This window comes from Salinicoccus carnicancri Crm, from assembly GCF_000330705.1.
GTDB lineage: Bacteria > Bacillota > Bacilli > Staphylococcales > Salinicoccaceae > Salinicoccus > Salinicoccus carnicancri.
Genome location: NZ_ANAM01000006.1, coordinates 1 through 20725 on the forward strand (window position 1 = coordinate 1; position 20725 = coordinate 20725).

The 20725-nt window shown below is 40.4% G+C and carries 25 protein-coding genes, 2 tRNA genes and 1 pseudogene; 15 read left to right on the top strand and 13 right to left on the bottom strand.

The window, feature by feature from the left end; genetic code table 11:
- The 3 genes from C792_RS14960 to C792_RS0104820 all read left to right on the top strand — a co-directional run.
- The coding region (locus C792_RS14960) for a helix-turn-helix domain-containing protein (protein ID WP_017548316.1) at window positions 1-868 on the top strand (868 nt) is incomplete at its 5' end.
- A 2061-nt stretch (window positions 869-2929) separates the two neighbouring features.
- Window positions 2930-3244: a hypothetical protein gene (locus C792_RS0104815; RefSeq protein ID WP_017548319.1), complete on the top strand. Its 315-nt coding sequence runs from the start codon at window positions 2930-2932 to the stop codon at window positions 3242-3244.
- An 11-nt stretch (window positions 3245-3255) separates the two neighbouring features.
- Complete coding sequence (locus C792_RS0104820) at window positions 3256-3732, top strand: hypothetical protein (protein WP_017548320.1); 477 nt, start codon at window positions 3256-3258, stop codon at window positions 3730-3732.
- Between the two features lie 386 nt (window positions 3733-4118).
- Here C792_RS0104820 and C792_RS0104825 read toward each other — a convergent pair whose 3' ends face one another.
- The 4 genes from C792_RS0104825 to C792_RS0104845 form a co-directional block, all read right to left on the bottom strand.
- The gene (locus C792_RS0104825) at window positions 4119-4406 is read right to left on the bottom strand and encodes a hypothetical protein (protein ID WP_017548321.1); all 288 of its coding nucleotides are present in this window, start codon (window positions 4404-4406) and stop codon (window positions 4119-4121) included.
- A 655-nt stretch (window positions 4407-5061) separates the two neighbouring features.
- Window positions 5062-5811, bottom strand: coding sequence for a phospholipase A2 family protein (locus tag C792_RS0104835; RefSeq protein WP_017548323.1), 750 nt, complete (start codon window positions 5809-5811; stop codon window positions 5062-5064).
- 23 nt (window positions 5812-5834) lie between these two features.
- A tRNA-Cys gene (locus C792_RS0104840) sits at window positions 5835-5909 on the bottom strand.
- A gap of 71 nt (window positions 5910-5980) precedes the next feature.
- Window positions 5981-6235 (bottom strand): glutaredoxin family protein, encoded by a 255-nt coding sequence (locus C792_RS0104845; RefSeq protein ID WP_017548324.1) that lies wholly within the window; start codon window positions 6233-6235, stop codon window positions 5981-5983.
- Window positions 6236-6445: 210 nt separating this feature from the next.
- Between C792_RS0104845 and C792_RS0104850 the strand changes: the two genes are divergently transcribed.
- The 3 genes from C792_RS0104850 to C792_RS0104860 are packed head-to-tail and all read left to right on the top strand — an operon-like array spanning window position 6446 to window position 7460.
- Window positions 6446-7000, top strand: a complete 555-nt coding sequence (locus C792_RS0104850; protein WP_017548325.1) for a sigma-70 family RNA polymerase sigma factor — start codon at window positions 6446-6448, stop codon at window positions 6998-7000.
- A gap of 15 nt (window positions 7001-7015) precedes the next feature.
- Window positions 7016-7264, top strand: a complete 249-nt coding sequence (locus tag C792_RS0104855; protein ID WP_017548326.1) for a hypothetical protein — start codon at window positions 7016-7018, stop codon at window positions 7262-7264.
- Window positions 7265-7280: 16 nt separating this feature from the next.
- Window positions 7281-7460 (top strand): hypothetical protein, encoded by a 180-nt coding sequence (locus C792_RS0104860; RefSeq protein ID WP_017548327.1) that lies wholly within the window; start codon window positions 7281-7283, stop codon window positions 7458-7460.
- Between the two features lie 324 nt (window positions 7461-7784).
- Here the strand turns inward: C792_RS0104860 and C792_RS14865 are convergent, their stop codons facing one another.
- The 3 genes and pseudogenes from C792_RS14865 to C792_RS0104870 all read right to left on the bottom strand — a co-directional run bounded on the left by C792_RS14865 (window position 7785) and on the right by C792_RS0104870 (window position 8928).
- Window positions 7785-7898, bottom strand: a complete 114-nt coding sequence (locus C792_RS14865) for a type I toxin-antitoxin system Fst family toxin (protein WP_380569808.1) — start codon at window positions 7896-7898, stop codon at window positions 7785-7787.
- 85 nt (window positions 7899-7983) lie between these two features.
- A pseudogene (locus C792_RS14735) lies at window positions 7984-8115 on the bottom strand (helix-turn-helix domain-containing protein); the annotation flags it as partial.
- Between the two features lie 138 nt (window positions 8116-8253).
- Window positions 8254-8928, bottom strand: a complete 675-nt coding sequence (locus C792_RS0104870) for an IS6-like element IS257 family transposase (protein WP_017548329.1) — start codon at window positions 8926-8928, stop codon at window positions 8254-8256.
- Between the two features lie 99 nt (window positions 8929-9027).
- Between C792_RS0104870 and C792_RS0104875 the strand changes: the two genes are divergently transcribed.
- Entirely contained in the window at window positions 9028-9309 is a 282-nt protein-coding gene (locus C792_RS0104875; RefSeq protein WP_017548330.1) for a hypothetical protein, read from the top strand.
- 134 nt (window positions 9310-9443) lie between these two features.
- Here C792_RS0104875 and C792_RS0104880 read toward each other — a convergent pair whose 3' ends face one another.
- The 3 genes from C792_RS0104880 to C792_RS0104890 all read right to left on the bottom strand — a co-directional run bounded on the left by C792_RS0104880 (window position 9444) and on the right by C792_RS0104890 (window position 10715).
- Window positions 9444-10157: a hypothetical protein gene (locus C792_RS0104880; protein WP_017548331.1), complete on the bottom strand. Its 714-nt coding sequence runs from the start codon at window positions 10155-10157 to the stop codon at window positions 9444-9446.
- Between the two features lie 160 nt (window positions 10158-10317).
- A tRNA-Cys gene (locus C792_RS0104885) sits at window positions 10318-10389 on the bottom strand.
- Between the two features lie 71 nt (window positions 10390-10460).
- Entirely contained in the window at window positions 10461-10715 is a 255-nt protein-coding gene (locus C792_RS0104890; protein WP_017548332.1) for a glutaredoxin family protein, read from the bottom strand.
- 210 nt (window positions 10716-10925) lie between these two features.
- Here C792_RS0104890 and C792_RS0104895 point away from each other — a divergent pair, with 210 nt between their 5' ends.
- Together C792_RS0104895 and C792_RS14285 are read left to right on the top strand one after the other, a co-directional pair.
- Window positions 10926-11480 (top strand): sigma-70 family RNA polymerase sigma factor, encoded by a 555-nt coding sequence (locus tag C792_RS0104895; protein ID WP_017548333.1) that lies wholly within the window; start codon window positions 10926-10928, stop codon window positions 11478-11480.
- A gap of 15 nt (window positions 11481-11495) precedes the next feature.
- A complete protein-coding gene (locus tag C792_RS14285) occupies window positions 11496-11741 on the top strand; it encodes a hypothetical protein (protein ID WP_017548334.1) in 246 nt (81 codons plus the stop codon).
- Window positions 11742-12108: 367 nt separating this feature from the next.
- On the opposite strand, the gene chbG is transcribed toward C792_RS14285, so the two are convergent.
- Window positions 12109-12813 carry a chitin disaccharide deacetylase gene (chbG, locus tag C792_RS0104905; RefSeq protein WP_017548335.1) on the bottom strand — a complete coding sequence of 235 codons (705 nt, stop codon included), beginning with the start codon at window positions 12811-12813 and terminating at the stop codon, window positions 12109-12111.
- 19 nt (window positions 12814-12832) lie between these two features.
- Window positions 12833-13552, bottom strand: coding sequence for a GntR family transcriptional regulator (locus C792_RS0104910; protein WP_017548336.1), 720 nt, complete (start codon window positions 13550-13552; stop codon window positions 12833-12835).
- A 166-nt stretch (window positions 13553-13718) separates the two neighbouring features.
- Between C792_RS0104910 and C792_RS0104915 the strand changes: the two genes are divergently transcribed.
- The 5 genes from C792_RS0104915 to C792_RS0104940 all read left to right on the top strand — a co-directional run bounded on the left by C792_RS0104915 (window position 13719) and on the right by C792_RS0104940 (window position 18030).
- Window positions 13719-15050: a 6-phospho-beta-glucosidase gene (locus tag C792_RS0104915; RefSeq protein WP_017548337.1), complete on the top strand. Its 1332-nt coding sequence runs from the start codon at window positions 13719-13721 to the stop codon at window positions 15048-15050.
- Complete coding sequence (locus C792_RS0104920) at window positions 15043-16329, top strand: PTS sugar transporter subunit IIC (protein ID WP_017548338.1); 1287 nt, start codon at window positions 15043-15045, stop codon at window positions 16327-16329. The genes C792_RS0104915 and C792_RS0104920 overlap by 8 nt, the downstream gene beginning before the upstream one ends.
- Window positions 16330-16332: 3 nt before the next feature.
- Window positions 16333-16671 (top strand): PTS lactose/cellobiose transporter subunit IIA, encoded by a 339-nt coding sequence (locus C792_RS0104925; protein ID WP_017548339.1) that lies wholly within the window; start codon window positions 16333-16335, stop codon window positions 16669-16671.
- The gene (locus C792_RS0104930) at window positions 16671-16976 is read left to right on the top strand and encodes a PTS sugar transporter subunit IIB (protein WP_026090234.1); all 306 of its coding nucleotides are present in this window, start codon (window positions 16671-16673) and stop codon (window positions 16974-16976) included. The genes C792_RS0104925 and C792_RS0104930 overlap by 1 nt, the downstream gene beginning before the upstream one ends.
- A 403-nt stretch (window positions 16977-17379) precedes the next feature.
- Window positions 17380-18030, top strand: coding sequence for an HAD-IA family hydrolase (locus tag C792_RS0104940; protein WP_017548342.1), 651 nt, complete (start codon window positions 17380-17382; stop codon window positions 18028-18030).
- Between the two features lie 95 nt (window positions 18031-18125).
- Here C792_RS0104940 and C792_RS0104945 read toward each other — a convergent pair whose 3' ends face one another.
- Window positions 18126-19058: an aldo/keto reductase gene (locus C792_RS0104945; RefSeq protein WP_017548343.1), complete on the bottom strand. Its 933-nt coding sequence runs from the start codon at window positions 19056-19058 to the stop codon at window positions 18126-18128.
- A 184-nt stretch (window positions 19059-19242) separates the two neighbouring features.
- Between C792_RS0104945 and C792_RS0104950 the strand changes: the two genes are divergently transcribed.
- Window positions 19243-20703 carry a protein adenylyltransferase SelO gene (locus tag C792_RS0104950; protein ID WP_026090235.1) on the top strand — a complete coding sequence of 487 codons (1461 nt, stop codon included), beginning with the start codon at window positions 19243-19245 and terminating at the stop codon, window positions 20701-20703.
- Window positions 20704-20725 lie beyond the last annotated feature (22 nt).

Sequence of the window (20725 nt, forward strand, 5' to 3'; positions counted from 1 at the left end):
CTTCACCGACTACCAGAACTTCGACAGCATCCAAGAAATGGATGCGACCGTCCGCCAATTCAATGCCCGTATCAGCAAACCGCACTATGAAACGCTCAATGTCTTGAAACAACATTCCTGTAAGGTGATTGGAGTGTCACATCTGAAGGTGGCGACGATTGCCAATGCGGTGAGGCGGTCGACCCGTGCCATCCACCGTCACCTCAAATACTTGGCCGACAATGGCTTCATTACAGTGGCCAACACCTCCCGTAAAAAATCCGGCGGCAAGGGCGCCAACATCTACATCATCAATACCGTGGAACAACAAAAAGCCCTGCAAAAAAAGAAAGTGTCATATCGTAAAGTGTCATATCGTGAACAGGTAAAACACACCATCAAAACCCAGCAGGCCCAAGCCTTTGAGTACATCAAGGTTAAAAAACAAACTATGTATTCTTTAAAACTATTAACTACTCTGTTTAGTAGTACTACCCGTAGATATAAGCGCATGAAAAATAAATTGAGATTGGAACGCATCGAAAACATCAAATCAGCCACATTCGACAACCACATCGTACCAAGCCGGGTTTATCAGCAGTTTAAACCCTTCTTCAGTGATGCCCAACTCACTACACTGTATAAAACCGCAATCAATAGCTTAAAAACATTTGATCTTGATGCAGAACAACAAAGGGATGCCATCGTATATGGCATGGAATCGCTCGTAAAAGCAATGAAACGCTATCACAAACACGCAAGGGAACCGGTATATAATATCTATGCTTACTTGAATCGTACACTGCTCCATATCGGTTTTAATGCAGAGTTCTATGATGATATTTATGCCTATACCGATGCAGAAAGTTTTAGAAAAATTCTCTCTTAAATGCAATACCTGTACATCAACCACATTTTAACAATGGCAAATGGTTTAAATCTAACGACCAATAAAAAAAACCACGATATTATCGTGGTTCGGATTAGTTCGGTTTTGGTGAGCACTGGAAACTCGGGATAACCCCCTGTATTAATATTGTTTTATTTGATATTGATTGTAACAGGTAAAAGTAAAAATCAACCATGAAAATTCTCAGACTGAGGTGAGTAAATGGATATGTATCAATTAGTCCTCGTAAATCACCTGATAATTCGTGTCGGCTAAATCGATTTTAACAATATCAAATGCCTCATACCAATCACCTTGCTGAATTAATTTTTTGATCGTAGACATTAAAAAGGCATCGGAAAAATCACCAGTGTAAGGGTCATCTGAGTGTTTCTCTTTGTCTAATTCTTTAAGATATTCTAAAGCAAATTGCGGTTCGTCATTCCAAAACTGTCTGGCATTGCTTTCAATCCATGAATCAACATAATCATCTTTCTCTTGTTCATTTAATTGTTGCAGGCGTTCAGGGTCTCCATTTTGATCTATATCAAACAGATATCCTTGACTTGATCATCGTGATGAAAACTTGAAAGCAGTCCATCACCCAAAGAAAAATTGGGGGTGGGTCTAATAGATTTATATCCAGAAGAATAATACATGTGATAGTCGGGAGTACCCATTTAAGATATGTTTATCCTGAATGTTATATGCGCTTTGGCATTGTATGTAGAATGATTTTTTCTTTAAATGCTCAAAAATCACTTTAAATTTGCGTATATACTTTTATATATATTTGTATTATTACACCGAAATAAGGCCGTTTTTATATATAAAATCATATATACTTAGCCGAAAACCGTCCGGAAGAAAAATATGTCGGCACTGCCGACATATCAAGAGGTTTGAGGTTTTGCAGGATAGAAATCCGGAAAAACCTCCTTATGCTCTTACTTAAATTAGCTGTTTTCTAATTTTGAATTGTTTCCTGGTATTTAAACTAACTTGAAGTTAGATGCCTTTTTAAAGTTCAAAAAGCCTGTATGAGCGTTTAAATGAATTTAAAGGGTACTTTTATTGGTCTTTAGAATAAGATAACGTGTGAGGGTGCACTTATACGTCGCATACAACGTTTCTGTGTAAATTTTTCTCGCCTGCGCTCAAAAAACAGTGGAGATCCATTTATGCCGAGAAAACTTTTGGAGGGAAAAGCAACCCTGGATAAACTAAAAAGCCGGTAGGCATCTTTTGGGTTTTTAGGGTTGCCCTTGGTTCACACCAAAAGGAAATTGGAATAAATTCATGGGGGTAAATTATGAAAAACTTTTTCTACAGGACATTACTTGCGATTGCTATTGTCATTCTTTTTTATTTAATTTTTAATATTAAACCTAACGGATTTATATTACTCATACTTAGTTTGTGTATTTTTTATTTATTTGTGATGTTTTTTAAGAATATTTTTGTAGGAAAAAGCAAAGAAAAAGAGAGGAATTTTTAAGAGGTTTTGATCGGTTTTTTCTTATCTTGATACTATACGTCATATCTTTTTCAGTTGCTTTTATCTAAAAGAATAAGATATGACTTTAATGCTATAACTTTGTAATATTCAATACGAATATATATCATCAACTTTGAAAATATTTAATCTTTGTAATATTTTGATCCCTGAATTGCTTAACTTAAGTAATTTATATGATGACGAACAAAGAAAAAAGCAAGATAGAAGCAAGCTTGCTTCGCCTTATTCGGGGATAGAATCTTTTGAAGAAGACATAAAAGATATCGAAAATGACATTGAAGGACGTGAGGAAAAGCTTTCAATCCTTGAAGCAAATCTCTCAAATTGATTTTTTAAGTAAGAGCATAAGGAGGTTTTGCATGCATTGCTGCATTTCAAACCGCAAACCCCTTGATATGCCGGCAGTGCCGGCGATATTTTTTCTTCCGGATGATTTTCAATTAAATGTACACGTTTTTGTACATAAAACAGGGCTATTTGTGGTATAATAATACAAAGGTACATTTTTTTGTACATCTAAATTTAAAAAGGAGTGGGACATTTTGGCGCGAATCGATGTAAAAGATTTTGATGAACAGGTCATGGTTCAGTTAAAAATGATTGCGAAAGAAAGAGGCATCCCTTTCAGTGAATTGGTCAGAGAAGTATTAGAAAAATATGTAGAAGACCGGATATTATCTTCTTCTATCACGAAGTTTGAAGTCGCATTAAGGAATACGCAGATCAGTTTAGATGCAAATACGGAAGCATATAACCAATTCATCGAAGAAAATAAACGGTTCCGAGGGTTCTTCATTGATTTACTGACTAAAGAAGAACTACAGCTTGATGAAGATAATTATGATGTGTCCAATTAAGGAGGAGCTTTATGATTTCAAAACGATATGATTTTGAAGCAGATACCGTTTCAAAGATACACACGATAAAGACGGCCAAAGGAATCAAAACAGAAAAAGAGGTTTTAATCCGGGCATTGGATCATTACCTGCTTTCAGAAATGATTGAGTATGAATCCGTTGAATTTAAAACATTGCAGAAGATGAATGAGATAGAATCCCAACTCGAAAAGTTGAACAGCAAAATGAACCATGTGGATCTCGGCGTCAGCGTCAACAACTTATTCCTGGCTGCTGAATTTGAAATCGCGCGGCATCCGAGAGCAATTATTGATAGAGATACTCTGGAAGGATACTATTTTTCTGAAGCTAAAAAAGAAATTCAAAAGATGATTCGCACAAAAGATCAGGAGAACCGCATAAAACAATCGAAGCACGATGACAGGAAAGCTACAGATTCCAGAAAGAAATTTCAAGTGAGTGATGACGATGATTGGTTGAATATTTAATTGCGTATACTAGACATACTTAAAAAATACTCTTGAAAGCGTAATAGTTTAGTAAAAAGAAGTGCTTTAAAATGAAGTCACAGAATTCTGTTCCTTAAATTAGGTTGTAGGAATATTATGAAGGAAGGGTGTGAGGGGGTTGTTTCTCCTTCAAGGCAAGTGATAAGTTTTGCATCACAGTAAGGGACATTGTCGCCGAAAACTCTCCAATACGCGTTATGTCCCTGGCAATGATTATCTGTTGCATTGATAGGAATGTTCCTGCCGTCAGTTAAACCAACGTCACATTCAGGGTCGCAATGTTTCTGTTCTTCAGTCATTCGGGTATCTGTTGGAAACTGTGCACGCAAAGGATCTTCAACTTGAGCGATTTTCCACAATTCTTTTTATACACCAAATATTAGTGTGACAAAGATGTTGTACGCAATTGGAAACAAAAATAATATGATATTAAAAATAATACCAATCATTGATAATTGATCTTTTCGATATCTATATGCGATAAAACCAATAATTGCTCCTATTGGACATAAAAACATAGGCATAACTAGTGGCAGTCCTTCAATTTTTTTTATGGGAACAATCCCCAGTAAGAAGTTCAAAATGAGTATTGATACGATAGTGGGGATTAAAATCGAAAGAATTCCTAAGATGTTTATCTTCTCGTTTTTCATTAAAAAATCCTCCGTTCATTACTGATAAAAAATCAAAAATAGCTTTATAAAAAAACATAATAATATTTAAGAACACTAAAGTAATAAGTCCGGACAAATGAAGAAAAAGCCTGAAGAAAAGGTTCTTCAAGCTTTTTCGTTTAAAGAGAATTAGAGATTTCTTTAAAATTTTTTATTAACTATTTAATAATCGGTGGACATGCCAGATACAATATAAATAAATAAAAAGAAGATACCGAATGCTATTGCTAAAAAGAGAGAGATCCCAGGAAGAAAATTATTTTCTGATTTTTTTATAAGACCAACTACAGAGAAAATTAAAGACAGAACTAATAATATAAGAATCACAGATATTTCCACGGTGGGACTTAATCCAATGATTGTTCCTCTTAACATAATAATCATAAAAAGAATAATAGAAAGGAGTATACTATATAATGAGATTTCACTCATCCAAGAATATTTTTTCATAAATGATTAATACCTTCTTTACTAAGAGTATTCTTTTTCACCATAACATATACAAAAGTAATAAAAAATTATTAATATGTAGCAAGAAAAATACTGGATATAAAATCTTTTATTTAAGACTTTACATCCAGTATTTTACTACATTGGAGAATTCATCTTGGTGTTATTTTCCTTACTATACATACTACGTATAGCATCCATCTGAAAAAGCTCTAAAACGAATCCCCAATCCCATGATGGTATCACCTGGGGCGGAATAACTGCCCAAACAGTTTAATAGTAGCTCATGACATGTGCAGGACGAGGTTGTCCCTGCAATTAAACAGTCATCATGTTGCTCACAGCAGCCATCGACAGTATTAATTGGATCTCCGCCTCCCGCTGATTCATTATCCCCACAATAAGCACCGCAATGATTGTATGTTACTCCTTCAAATTGGCAACAACTGCCACTTGCAGTGCAAGTATGAGCATCTCCAATAGCCGAAGGTTTTATAATATTTTCTTCATTCTCAGAGTTAATGATTGAAAATTCAGGGATATACTCTGGTTGTTTATATCCTTCTTCTACCATCTCATCAAATACAAGTTCATGATTTATAAATTTTTGATGATGGTAAAGATCATATTTTTCTTTATACTTCCATACTTTTTCAATTAGTTTTCTACTTTCATTTCTATTTTTGAGATTCATCAATAAAACTTGCACGTTTTCGTTATAATATAAATATCTAATGGTAAGTTCATCGAACAATTCGCCTGAATCTTCAAATGTTGAAATAACTGCCATTCTTTGTTGAATGTTATTTATTTCGTTATTAAAACTTTCAACACCTGCCTTTAATTCTTGATCTGATAATACCTTGCTGTCGTTAAACATTTCGTTATACTGCGAATACTCAGTGGGTTTTAAAAATTTTCCTTTTTGTAACATTATAATTCCTCCTCTTATAATTTTGGAGGCGATACCCGGGTTCGAACCGGGGAATAAAGGTTTTGCAGACCTTTGCCTTGCCACTTGGCTACATCGCCGTCTCTCTCAAACATGTTCTACTTATAAAAGAGCGTTCAAAGTAATAAATCACAACCTGCTGAAAGAAAGATTAAATATTTTCTTTTAGCATTCTTTCTAATTTCTTGCGTTGAAAGCCTTGCACCGATGCTGTGACTCCGTCTGAATTGATAACAACGGTCAATGGCGTTCCCGTCCCTCCTTGTTGAAAAAATTCCTCACGATGCTCCGGATCCGATACTTCTTTCGTGACAAAGGTATATCCTTCTTGCTCCATCCAATCAATTTGGCGGTGACAGTGCAGACAAGTGTCCTGAATATATACAGTAGGTTCCAAATGACTCATGATTATCTTCTCCTTTTCTTCGTGTTTTGGCTTACATATATAAAAGAGAGATAAATTATCCAAAACACAACCTGAGTTAAAAAATGGTTGTGTTTTTAGTTTTCCATCTTCCTTTTATAAGTACATAAACATATAGAAGTATTTGAAAATATTTGAAGAATATGCTACTTTTAATACGAACGTATGTTCGCATTAAAGCGAGGTGTTTAAATGTATTCGACCTGTGAGTATCAAACGCCACCCCCGTATCACAAGCTTTGGCAGTCATTTTTAAGCCAAGAAGAAAACAAAAGGTTACTATATCGTTATATTCGTCAACCAAATAAAGAACGAAGGAAAACCCTCGAACAAACATTTCAACAATTTATTTTTGAACGCCGATTTATTTCTTATTTTGCAAAAACCATTCATTATACAGCCGTGCAATTTGATAAAAGGGAACGTCGTTTTCTAGACCGTAATCAACGGTATTTGGACGCGCCAATGGGAGAAGGACGTCCAACTGGAGAAATTCCCGCCGCAATGCCTGAGTATGATTCGAATGCGTATACCTTGGAGGGCCATATGTTTTCGAATTTTCTTTCTTCCGCATGGGAGCAGTTAACAGAGAAACAGCAACACGTATTGGATTTATCTTTTGTATACGGCTATACAGATACCGAAATTGGAACAATGTTTAATCAGAGTCAGCAATCGATTTCTCGTTTGAAACAACGGGCACTTCAGCATATGCGCCGATGGTATGACCAGAAACAGTATGAATAAGAAGGAGGATCTTTTATGCAGGAGCAACCAGCATTCACTACGCTAGTTCAGGAAATTCAAAACCGTGAGTATGAGGAACAAGAAGAACCATTAGATAGGGTATTTGAACGATTACAACCCAAAATCCAACACGCCTTATTTCAGACATCGCCAGATCGACGAGAGGATCTGGAACAAGAAATTCGTATAAAACTAATAGAAATCACTCGGGATTACCAGTGGAAAGAAAATCCGGAAATCGACCATTTTATCCGATGGGATTAATAGAAGGAGGGTGCGTATGAATACAGAAATTTTTGATTGCTGGTGTCGATGCCGGGGGTTAAGTTCTTCGATTACACAAATGCTCGATAACGAAAATTTAACCGTGGAAGAAAAAGCATTATTGTATGACACGTTGATTGATATTCAAACAGCTGCAAATAAGATTCAACAGTTCTGTACAATGCCTTTAGAATAAGAATGTCCGTGAGCATTAGAAATCATAAGCTGATCTTTCATGGAGATGAAGCAAACGACGAAGCAGGGTTTTTCGAAAAAAAAAACTACATTTGGAAAAAAGGATGATAGATAGAGCGATTTTAAGACAAGTTAGGTGTGTTGATATGGATAGAGAGGCATAACTTACCTTTAAATGGCTCTGTAGACCTTGGTTTATTTACGAGGCAACGTGAAAATGCTATAATATAAGTAATCAAACATTGTTGCTTAACATGGCACACCAAACCCCCAATCTATGGCAGTAGATTGGGGGTTATTTGGTGTTATCGGTATAGTCATCTAGTTAGTCTTCACGATTATCCAACCAATACGAGAATAATGTGATTACTGCACCGACTAAAATTGGTGCAATAAGGAACTCAAACATTGTTGCAAACATGGTGTCACCTCCTTCCATGCTATCCGCACAGAAGTGAACTAGATGACTTCATCGATTTTATCATATAAAAAATTTTTGAATACAGGGCATTTATATAGTGGTACTAGTTTAAATTGTTCTTGATTATATAGATTGTTTGTCTTGTAATCCCTGCCTTTTTCGCAATTTGAGATATCGCAATACCTTCGTTCAATTGAGAAACCACCCGATGATAAATAAGTCTTTTTTGCCGGTCTCTGTTGGAAGAACTGTCTAGCTTATTTTGACAAATGAAGTATAAATAACGATTGTTTTTGAGACGGTTCATTAGTGAGGGTTCTGTTGCAAAGTAAAAAAATATAGCTAACCACTAATTTATCATGTCAGTGTTCGCTTAACTTGCTAGCATGATGCTAATTTCGTGGCATGGCGAAAATCCGTAGATCTGAAGAGACCTGCGGTTCTTTTTATATAGAGCGTAAATACATTCAATACCTTTTAAAGTATTCTTTGCTGTATTGATACTTTGATACCTTGTCTTTCTTACTTTAATATAACGGTGATCTTGCTCAATGAGGTTATTCAGATATTTCGATGTACAATGACAGTCAGGTTTAAGTTTAAAAGCTTTAATTACTTTAGCCATTGCTACCTTCGTTGAAGGTGCCTGATCTGTAATTACCTTTTGAGGTTTACCAAATTGTTTAATGAGACGTTTGATAAACGCATATGCTGAATGATTATCTCGTTGCTTACGCAACCAAATATCTAATGTATGTCCCTCTGCATCAATGGCACGATATAAATAACTCCATTTTCCTTTTATTTTGATGTACGTCTCATCAATACGCCATTTGTAATAAGCTTTTTTATGCTTTTTCTTCCAAATTTGATATAAAATTGGGGCATATTCTTGAACCCAACGGTAGACCGTTGAATGATGAACGTTTACACCACGTTCCCTTAATATTTCAGATATATCACGATAACTCAATGCATATCTTAGATAGTAGCCAACGGCTACAGTGATAACATCCTTGTTAAATTGTTTATATCTGAAATAGTTCATACAGAAGACTCCTTTTTGTTAAAATTATACTATAAATTCAACTTTGCAACAGAATCGAAACAAGTCTATTTCTAATTTGATGAAGATTGGAGAGTTAGTATGAAAAGTTGGTATATTCATGGTTTAAATATAATTGTTCTAGTTGCTATGTCAGTATTTGGTCTATTTGCTCTGTTTGGAAATGCAATGAGTGCTGTCTCATCTCCTAGCATCAATTTTGCAGTCTACACTTCTTTTTTACTGTGGGGAATTTTTTATGGCATTCAGCTTTTAAAGAAAAATAATATTTGGAGGATTACTTGGTTTTTAGTTTCCCTAACTGTTTTATGGTATTGGTTGTTTGGAGGGGGAGCTTCATTTTGGAATATGATATTCGGATAAACTAGATGAAATGCTTACAGCTAAGAAATTAAATGCAAAGACCCTAGCTTTAATAAGTAGAATCTTTGCATTTTTATACTGTCTTTAAAAATATTCTCAGAAATATAATGTTTTAGTCTGCATTAGGCCCACTTTTACCAATATTGTTCATAATCACAAGCTGCCACGGCTGCGGCTGCACGAATCCCTGCTCCCATGATTGAATCTCCTGGACACGAGTTAATAGAATAGCAATAGTTTAAATTTTCATCGCAATAGCATCTGTCATCATTATCTCTTCCCTGTAAACAGTCATCATGTGTTTCACAACATGCATCACAGTTATTTATATGCCCACCGCCGCCTGCTGATTCGTGGTCTCCGCAATTAGCACCGCAATGATTATATGTTTGAGCTTCAAATTGACAACAACTGCCACTGGCAGTACAAGTATGGAGGTCACCAATACCTAAAGTTTGGACATTTTCAAATTCAGCAATATCCTCTGGTTTTCCATATCCATTATCTTCATCTCTCTCTACGGTTAATTTTCCATTAAAATATTTTTTATGGGTAAATTTATCCTTGCTTTCGTCATATTCCCAAAGTTTTTCCGTGAATTCAACAGTATTATTATTGTGGTCTTTTGTTTCGGCCACTAGCAACTGTGATTCTTCATTGATATAGTAATATGACGTTATTATCTTAAAGTATAAATCTCCATCTATACCTATTTCGGAAACAGCAATAGCTGGTGTCACATCCTTGCTTTTATCAATTTTTTTCCTCACCAAGTCACTCTGCTTCAAATCACCTGCCACATTCTGAGCTTGTTGCAAAGTTATGAAATTTCTTTTAGATTGTTCCATTAATCTTCCTCCTTTAAATAGTTTTTGAAATTTCTTTCTTCATTATTTTTCTTTGATCTGTACTCTTCCATAATTCAGGCACAACAGTGGCTTGAATACCCCAAGGAAGCTCCGTGGTATTGTTTAAATAAATATACTTTTCACCTCCTGAATTTTAATAAGGCAATGCCCGGATTCGAACCGGAGAATCAAGGTTTTGCAGACCTTCGCCTTACCACTTGGCTACATCGCCGTCTCTCTCAAACATGTTCTACTTATAAAAGAGGGTTCAAAGTAATAAATCACAACCTGCTGAAAGAAAGATTAAATATTTTCTTTCAGCATTCTTTCTAATTTCTTGCGTTGAAAGCCTTGCACCGATGTTGCGACTCCGTCTGAATTGATAACAACGGTCAATGGCGTTCCCGTCCCTCCTTGTTGAAAAAATTCCTCACGATGCGCCGGATCCGATACTTCTTTCGTGACAAAGGCATATCCTTCTTGCTCCATCCAATCAATTTGGCGGTGACAGTGCAGACAAGTGTCCTGAATATATACAGTAGGTTCCAAATGACTCATGATTATCTTCTCCTTTTCTTCGTGTTTTAGCTTACATATATAAAAGAGAGATAAACGCTCCAAAACACAACTTCAGGTAAAAAATGGTTGTGTTTTTAGTTTTCTATCTTCCTTTTATAAGTACATAAACATATAGAAGTATTTGAAAATATTTGAAGAATATGCTACTTTTAATGCGAACGCATGTTCGCATTAAAGCGAGGTGTTTAAATGGATTCGACCTGTGAGTATCAAACGCCACCCCCGTATCACAAGCTTTGGCAGTCATTTTTACGCCATCAAGAAAACAAGGGATTACTATATCGTTATGTTCGACAACCAAACGAAGAACGAAGAAAAACCCTCGAACAAACCTTTCAACAATTTATTTTTGAACACCGATTTATTTCGTATTTTGCAAAAACCATTCATTATACAGCCATACAATTTGATAAAAAAGAACGTCGTTTTCTAGACCGTAATCAACGTTATCTGGATGCGCCAATGGGAGAAGGGCATTCTGTTGGAGAAATTCCGTCTACAGTGTCTGAGTATGGTTCAAGTTCGCATACCTTGGAAGATCATATGTTTTCGAGTGTCCTTTCTTCGGCATGGGAACAGTTGACAAAGAAACAGCAACGGGTATTGGATTTATCCTTTGTATATGGCTATACAGATACCGAAATTGGAGAAATGTTTAACCAGAGCCAGCAATCGATTTCACGTTTAAAACAACGGGCACTTCGAAATATGCGTCAATGGTATGTGCAGAAACAGTATGGATAAGAAGGAGGTGCTTTCATGGAGAAGCAACCAGCGTTTGCCACGCTCGTTCAGGAAATTCAAGATCTGGAGTATAAAGCACAGGAAGAACCATTGGATATATTATTTGAGCGATTACAACCCAAAATCCAACACGCCTTATTTCAGACATCGCCAGACCGGCGAGAGGATCTGGAACAAGAAATTCGTATAAAACTAATGGAAATCACGCGGAACTATCAATGGAAAGAAAGTCCGGAAATCGACCGTTTATTGGAACATTAGAAGTAGATAAAATATGGTTGGTTTTATTATAGATTGCGGGTACAAAAACACGTACACTTATCTTTGTGCAATATTTAAAAAACTTATTGAGTTTTTGTACTCTGGCCAGGGCTTGTGAGATCTAATTAGAGAATAGAATACATATACCTCCTTACCGGGAGATGAGTAAGGAGGTAATATCATGAGCTGAATTGGTTATGCCAGGGTCAGTACGAAGGATCACAATTTATATAGTCAAATTGATGTGTATCACGGGTCGCTCTTTTTATGTGCCCAGCTTAATTTTACAATCAGCGAGCTGTCTAGATTATGGGTCACAGTTCATCTTTCCTTGAAGAGCCTTTTCTTATAGATATTTCCTGATATTCTACGGGGTTTCCATGTCTGCCCATTCAGGCACTTCCATATTACATAAAAGGTGCAATTCTTTTTCTCTCTGTTCAACGTAAGAACTTACTGTCTCCAGTTTTTCATCCGCAAACCCGGGGTGTGTCATAATTTCTACAGAAGCTGCCTGGGGAAGTTTGATATTTTGGAAAAGGTCAGAATAAATGCCTTCTCCGTAAAACCCGGTCCATAAACTGTCTGTGAGCAGCAGTTCTCGGTGGTCCTGTAAAGATGGAACGTACCGGACCGGGACTTGGTATTCATCAGCAAGGGTAAGAACTATATCTTTCAATGGTTCCCATCCGTGAATATGGTGATGGCTGTCCAAGTGATGAAGGGATAGTCCGGTGTTCACAAAAGCGTCGATTTGGGCGCGCCATTCCCTTTCTGCTTCTTGAAGGTTCGGGGCTTCCATGTTGTTAAAGGCGCTTGTGTAATAAAATGTGCCATCTTCATTTACCAGGCTTTCCACATTTGTAGAAAGCGGTTTTCCAGCAGTTAAGACCAGATGCACTCCTACGTGAAGCGTAGGGGTGTTTTTGGCTTGTTCAATAGCATAATCAACCGCCTGACCGTTCATCATCATGGTCGTTGATTGAACAATCCCCTTTTGGTGAGCCTTCACTATCCCATCTGTAACGCCTTTCGTTAAGCCGAAATCGTCTGCATTGATCAACACCTTCATGGCTTTCTCTCCTCCTCTGTCAGTCATAATTCCTTTCGATCGTGAAGTTTGTTTTATCACCTCTGAAATAGGATCTTGAAAATTCGACTTTTCTTCCTTCTTTATCTTCTGTGATTGTTTCGATATAGAAACATGGGTGACCAGGCTCACACTGAAGAATAGAGGACACTTGTTCATCTGCCAGCGTAATTTCTATATGTTCCGTTGTTTTGTGGATAGAAACGTTAAATTCTTCTGCTAATGCTTCGAATAGAGACGTTTCTGCATGATTTTTGGTAACGCCTGGGGCAATGGTCCAAGGAATGTACGAAATTTCATATTGCGTAGGTTCTTCATTTACATAGCGTTTCCTTTCAATACGCTGGATCGGATCATTTGGTGAAACTGTCAAAGATTGAGCTAATCGTTCCTCGGCTGGAATGACTTTGATATCTATAAGAGAGATATCCGGCTTCTTTCCTTGAGTAGTCACCTGCTCATTGAAACTGTCCATCGTGGGGGAGAGGGTCTGATTTACTTTCTTTTCTGCAACGAATGTCCCTTTTCCCTGTTTGCGGACCAGGTGCCCTTCGAGTGTCAGTTGATGAAGGGCCGAGCGTACGGTCGTCCGGCTGACTTCATATGTTTGACAGAGCTCTAACTCGGTAGGGATCTTCTCCCCTTTTTGGAAATCTCCTGATTTGATTTGGTTTAAGAGATCATCTTTGATACAGGCATGCAGTGATTGGTTTTTATCCATAAGGCGAATCCCTTCTGTATTGATATTATATCAAGTGTACATGATGATACAATTCAATACAATCCATTTAATTGTAGTTACAACTTATAAAAAGTTTGGACATTTAAAAAGTTGTATGATACATTTTTGTTAAGCGTTTTCAAATAAAGGGGAAGGAGTTCTGTTTATGGGACTAAAAGTTGTTGTAATAGGCGGAGGATCGAGTTATACACCTGAAATCATCGAAGGGCTGATTCAGCGTCAGGAACAATTTCCGGTAACGGACATTGTTCTTGTTGATGTGGAAGAAGGAAAAAGGAAATTGGAGACCATCGGTCGATTAGGAAAGAGGATGATAGAAAAAGCGGATGTGTCCATTCAGTTGTCATGGACGATGGATCGCCGTAAAGCATTGGAAGGGGCTGACTTCGTTTCCACCCAAATACGTGTCGGTGGTCTTGATGCACGGATGAAGGATGAACTTATCCCTCTGAAACACGGCTACATCGGGCAGGAAACAAACGGAGCCGGAGGAATAATGAAGGCATTCAGAACCATCCCTGTTCTCATGGAGCTGGCTGAAGAAGTGCAGAACATCTGTCCGGAAGCTTGGATTATCAATTTCACAAACCCAGCTGGGATTGTAACGGAAGCGTTGCTGAAACATTCTCCTCATAAGAAGATCATCGGGGTATGCAATGTTCCGTTCAATATGAGGCATTCAACGGCAGAGATGCTTCAAGCAGAACCGGAAGATGTACAGATTGATTTTGTGGGAATGAACCATTTTGTTTTTGGCAGACGAGTCTACGTCAAGGGAGTCGATGTCACGAAGGAAGTGATGACGAAGCTGTCGGAAGGCAGCTTGGACTATTCACCTGCCAACATCATAAATCTCGGTTGGTCGAGGACTTTTATAGAAGCCATGCAGTTATTACCGAATCCGTATCATCAGTACTATTTTCAGACGGCGGAGGTATTAAGAAAAGACAAAGAAGGCTTGCGGGACAAGGGGACCCGGGCTGAGCAGGTTATGGAGCTCGAAAAATCGCTGTTTTCCATTTACGAAGATCCAGGGTTGAACAAGAAGCCTGAAGAACTGGGGGAGCGCGGGGGAGCGTTCTATAGTGAGGTGGCCTGCAACCTTATGGACTCGCTCTATAATGATCGGAGCGATATCCAGACCGTAAATACATTGAATAAAGGAGCTGTACCGGAGTTGCCCTATGATTCTGTCGTCGAAGTCAATGCTGTGATAACGAGTCACGGGCCGGTACCATTGTCAACCGAAGGGATACCTATCGAGGTGAGAGGAATCATGCATCAAATGAAAGCATTTGAAGAGCTGACCATTCAAGCTGCAATTTCCGGGACCTATCATGACGCTTATCGGGCTTTTTTGATGAACCCTTTAATCATGCATGAAGGTGACAGCAAAGTGCTATTGGATGAATTATTGAAAGTTCATCGTGATCATTTGCCTCAGTTTTCTAAAGAGGAGGGGAGCATAGATGAATAGTTCGTTGATGCAGAACTTCATAAAAGTAGCAGGGTTCATTGGATCTCAACGTCATCTGGTTGCTGTGCGTGATGGGTTTATTTCTATTATGCCATTGATAATTATTGGATCTCTTGCGATTCTGATCAATAACTTTCCTCCCCTCGGAGGATTCAGCTTCGTAGGATGGATGGACGGTATATTTGGCGAAGGAAACTGGCAAGCCGTCGGCGGAAGTATTTGGAATGGGACCTTTGCCATACTTGGGTTACTTGTAGCTTTTTCAATCGCTTATAACCTTGCTAAGAGCTACGGCGTAGATAGTTTATCTGCAGCCCTTATTTCGGCAGGGTCCTATATCATGCTGGTGCCATGGACAGAAGATGGGGGATTGACCGTAGCATGGCTTGGCGCTCAGGGGCTTTTCGTAGGAATCATCATTTCTATCATAACAACAGAACTGTTCCGGTTACTGGTCCAATCAAAACTTACAATTTCCATGCCGGAAGGGGTGCCGGAAGGAGTCATTAAATCGTTTCGGGCACTGATTCCGGCTACAATTATCTTATTGCTTATTGGGCTGTTTCAAGCAATCATCAGTGTCTTTATTGAACTGAGTGTTTTTGAAATAATTTTCCAAGTGATCCAGCAACCACTTCAAGGGATTGGAAACACATTGCCTGCTGCCATCGTGATCGCATTCCTGAATCACATTTTGTGGTTCTTTGGCCTTCATGGTACGAACATTATCGGCTCCGTTATCGAACCCTTATATCTTCCATTGATTGAAGAGAATCTGGAGATGTTTAAAAACGGTGTGCCGGCCACGGAAGTTCCGAATCTTGTTACGAAGCCGTTTCTCGATTCCTTTGTGTTCATGGGTGGTTCGGGAACAACGATTGCTCTTTTGATAGCGATATTTATCGTATTACGTCATGAGCAAAAGCATCCATATAATGAAGTAGCGAAAGTAGGTGCGCCTGCAAGTCTATTTAACATCAATGAACCGGTTATTTTCGGTCTGCCCATCGTCCTGAATCCGATCATGCTCATTCCGTTCATTCTCGTTCCTGTAACGTTGACGGTCATGTCTTACGTAGCATTGGCTTCCGGAATTGTACCTAGAACTGTGGCTATCGTTCCATGGACAACGCCGCCAATTTTGAGCGGGTATCTCGTAACAGGGGGCAGTTGGCGAGGAATAGCTTTACAAATTGTCAATTTGGCCGTCGCAATCGCAATTTATATTCCGTTTGTCACAGCAGGAGCACGTGCTTTGAAACAAAATAAGGAGGCGTAGAAAATGAGTGATACCATCGAAAATTTAGAAGAGGTTTCTTTCAAGATTATTTTACATGCAGGAAATGCCAGATCTAGTGCCATGAAAGCAATCAGTCTTGCCAAAGAATATAAATTCAAAGAGGCTGGTGCTGAATTGGAAGAAGCTGAATCGGAAACGACGAAGGCGCATCATGAACAAACGAAGTTGCTTAAAAATGAGGCGGACGGAAAGAAAAACGACATCAGTGTCATATTGATACACGCCCAGGATCATTTGATGACGTCTATGACAGTGAAAGATCTTGCCAGAGAAATAATAGACATGCACCGGAAAATGCAAATATTGGAGGGGGAATCATGATGAGGATAATACTGGTTTGTTCGGCGGGGATGTCTACATCGATCCTTGTGCGGAAAATGCGTAACGCTGCTGAGGAAAGAGGGATGGAAGCTGATGTGAATGCAATGCCGGAGTCCGAACTTCATGCGCATGCAGGAAATGTTGATGTCGTTCTGATCGGTCCACAGGTTCGATACCTTGAGGATCAAATCAAAGAAAAGGTGAAGGGCTATGACGTTGCAGTGGCTGTGATTGATCAAATGGCTTACGGTATGGCCAGGGGGGAGAAGGTATTGGATCAAGCGCTGGAACTTAAATCCGAATAACATACAGGGGAAATGTAAGAAGGGGAGAGGCACTTATGTGCCTCTCCCCTTCTACAATCCGAGGTTCCAAGGTGGTACAGCTGTCACCCCGGATATTGTTTCTAACGCAGAGGCACCAGAAAAGTTGGTGCTGGACGAAGACTTGTGGAGTGGTTGCTGGACAGCAATTGAAGGAAGTGCTGAAATGATTCGAAATTTAGCTGACTTTACCGAAGAAGAAGGTCAAAAAGTGTGGAAAGATCTCATACACTGGAACCTAGTTTTAAAAATCTTCGTTTGTCAAAATAAGTAGGAGCAGTCAGCGAATCAGCAAAAATCCCAAATCGCACGCTTTATATTTGGTTCAAGTATCATGGAAGCTGTGATAGTATATGTGAAAATACAATTGTAAGGATGTGTTTGCATGAGTATCGGTGTAATTCTGGATTTTGACGGCACGATCATCGACAGTGAAACGAATCTATATAATGCGATCAATAGAAATCTTGCAGACAGGGGGCACAAGCCTCTGGAAATAGAGAGGTATAAAGAATCGATTGGCTCGGAGTCCGACGAACTGGATGACTATATATTGGAACGTGTGGGCGAGGAGGGCGTGCGTGCGATTGCCGAAGATCACCTGCGTACTTGTCTTGATCTGGAATGCTATCCGCACATTTTGAAACTGATGGACTATTGCAGGAACAATGGAATCCCGATGGCAGTGGCGACGAGCAGCAGGCGTGAGGATATCACCCCGTTGCTTCAACATTTCGGCATTCTTGATGCATTTGTCAGCGTGCGCGGCAAGGAGGACGTGGAACATGTGAAGCCGGATCCTGCACTCTACCGGCTCGCCGGGGAGGATCTGGGGCTCCCGTCTGCCAATATTTACGCCATCGAAGACACGGTGAATGGTTCGCTTGCGGCAGTCCGTGCGGGCATGAATGCCATCGTGCTGACGAATGAGATGACCGGAGACATGGATTTCGGCATGGTGGATTATTTCGCAAAAGACATCAAGTCCGAGGAAATCATTGCAATACTGGAGGGTGAACCTGCCGTAACGGAATAGAATGTAATCCGGATCCGGGCTCATAGTGGATATGAGCCTTATTTTTGTTTAATGGTGTAAAAAAAGACAGCCGGAGCTGTCTTCTTGAAACTTGGTTATGAGAATATATTATCAATCTGTGCAACCTCTTCGCGCGTCAGTTCGACGTCTTGTGCCTTCAGGTTGCTCAACACCTGTTCGGAGCGTTTGGCGCCGGGAATGATCACATCGATGACATCTCTGGTGAGATACCATGCCAGTACGACATGGGCGATGTCGACGCCTTTTCCTTCAGCGATCGGACGGAGTTTTTCCACTTTATCGATGTTGCTTTCGAATTCTCCGCTCTGGAAGGCCGGCAGGTTTTCACGCAGGTCCTTGAATGTGTCTTCTTTCGTGAATTTACCTGTCAGGAGGCCGGATGCCAGCGGGAAGAACGGAACGAATGATATGCCCTGTTCTTTCAGATAAGGGAACAGTTCATCTTCCGCCCCGCGATTCAGCAGGTTGTATTCCCCCTGGAACACATCGACATGACCGTCTTTGTTCGCCTCTTTCAACTGATCGGGAGAGAAGTTGGATACGCCGATGGCGCGTATTTTGCCTTCATCCTTCAATTGTTTGAGGGCGGCGACCGCCTGATCCTTCGGTGTTCCTTCATCAGGATAGTGGAGGTACATCAGATCGATATAGTCGGTCTGAAGACGTTCCAGGCTTTTTTCCACTTCCTCTTTCAGGAATGTCGGTTCGTTGCTCTGGGACATGTCATCACCGTCGAAGACCGGTGAGATTTTCGTCGCGATGACGAGTGAGTCACGTTTTCCGGTTTCTTTCACAGCTTCGCCGACGAGCTCCTCGGAACGGCCGGCACCGTAAAGATAGGCAGTGTCTATGAAGTCAATGCCATTTTCAATTGCAGTTTTGACAAGGTCCTTGCCCGCCTGTTCATCGAGGTCCGGGAAAAGATTGTGTCCGCCGACTGCATTCGTACCCAGCCCGATCGGGTTAACGTTCAAATCAGATTTACCAATTTTAACTTCTTTCCTCATAATATCAACCTTCCTTCCTTTGATACGGGTGAAATCCTACCCACTCCATCCAGAATAGGAAACATTCATGATTAATGCAAAAATATTGATTGGCATTTCATGTTGTCCTGAAATCGTTTGTTAGGGGTGAAGGCTGTTAGATGGTAGAATGAAGACAGCGACCCACAGTGAAAGAAGGGATAATATGGATCCATTCGGATTTAATTTTGATAACACTTTTGAATTGCTGCCGGACAGCTTCTATCGCAAAGCAGGCGCGACGCCTGTGGATTTTCCCGAGATCGTCGCCTTCAACAGTACTTTGGCAGCGGAGCTCGGGCTTGATGAAGAGACGCTCCAGACGGATGAGGGGAAGCAGGTTTTTGCAGGCAACGATATGCCAGAAGGCGCCTCGTCAATTTCCCAGGCCTATGCGGGCCATCAGTTCGGCAATCTGTCGATGCTCGGTGACGGCCGGGCGGTGCTGATCGGGGAACAGGTGACGCCGGAGGGGGAGCGGTTTGATCTGCAGCTGAAAGGCTCAGGCCGTACGGTTTTCTCAAGGTCGGGTGACGGCCGGGCGCCAATCGGACCGATGCTCCGCGAGTACATCATCAGCGAAGCGATTCATGCCCTCGGCATCAAGACCTCAAGGAGTCTTGCGGTTGTAACGACCGGGGAAGGGGTGACCCGCGAGGAAATCCTGCCGGGCGGCATACTGACCCGCGTGGCCAAGAGTCATCTGCGTGTCGGCACGTTCGAGTATGCAGTCAGGACGGGTAATGAGACGGATATCAAAACGCTTGCGGATTACGCGATCAGCAGGCACTATCCGGAACTTGAGGAACTGCCTGACAGTGATAAATATATGTCATTCCTGAAATCGGTCATCCGGAACCAGGCAGCACTCATATCAGACTGGATGTTGGTGGGATTCATCCATGGGGTGATGAACACCGATAACATGACAATCAGTGGCGAGACGATCGACTACGGCCCATGCGCGTTCATGGACGCCTATCATCCGGAGACGGTATACAGTTCGATTGACATCAACGGGAGGTACAAGTACCAGAACCAGCCGGCAATCGGACAGTGGAACCTGGCACGGTTTGCTGAGACTTTATTGACGCTGATCGCTGATGATAAGGATGAGGCGATAACGCTTGCCCAGGATGCATTGTCGGAATACGGCAGATTGTATGAAGGGTTCTGGCTCGATGGTATGCGGAAGAAACTTGGTCTGACTGAGGAGTCCGAAGACGACGAGGCGTTCATCACAGAACTGCTGGACATGATGGTGGCGGCTGAAGCCGACTACACACAGGTGTTCAGGATGATGGCGCACGGACGGCCTGAAAAAACCGCGCTTGCGAAAGCGGAAGGTTTCGGTGAATGGCATAGTAGATGGCAGCAGAAGCTCGGAAGCCAGAAGACGGGAATCGAGGCGGCTTATGAACTGATGAAATCGGTGAATCCGGCAGTCATCCCGAGGAACCATCTCGTGGAGAAAGCACTGGATGAAGCGATGCATTACGGCGATTACAGCCATTTCAACAAATTGAATGAGGTGCTGGCAAAGCCTTATGATGATTCACACGAGGATGTATTTAAAACCCCGCCTGAAGCATCGGAAGCCGTGCTTCAGACATTTTGCGGAACTTGATGAGTGAGGGGATTTCCCCTCA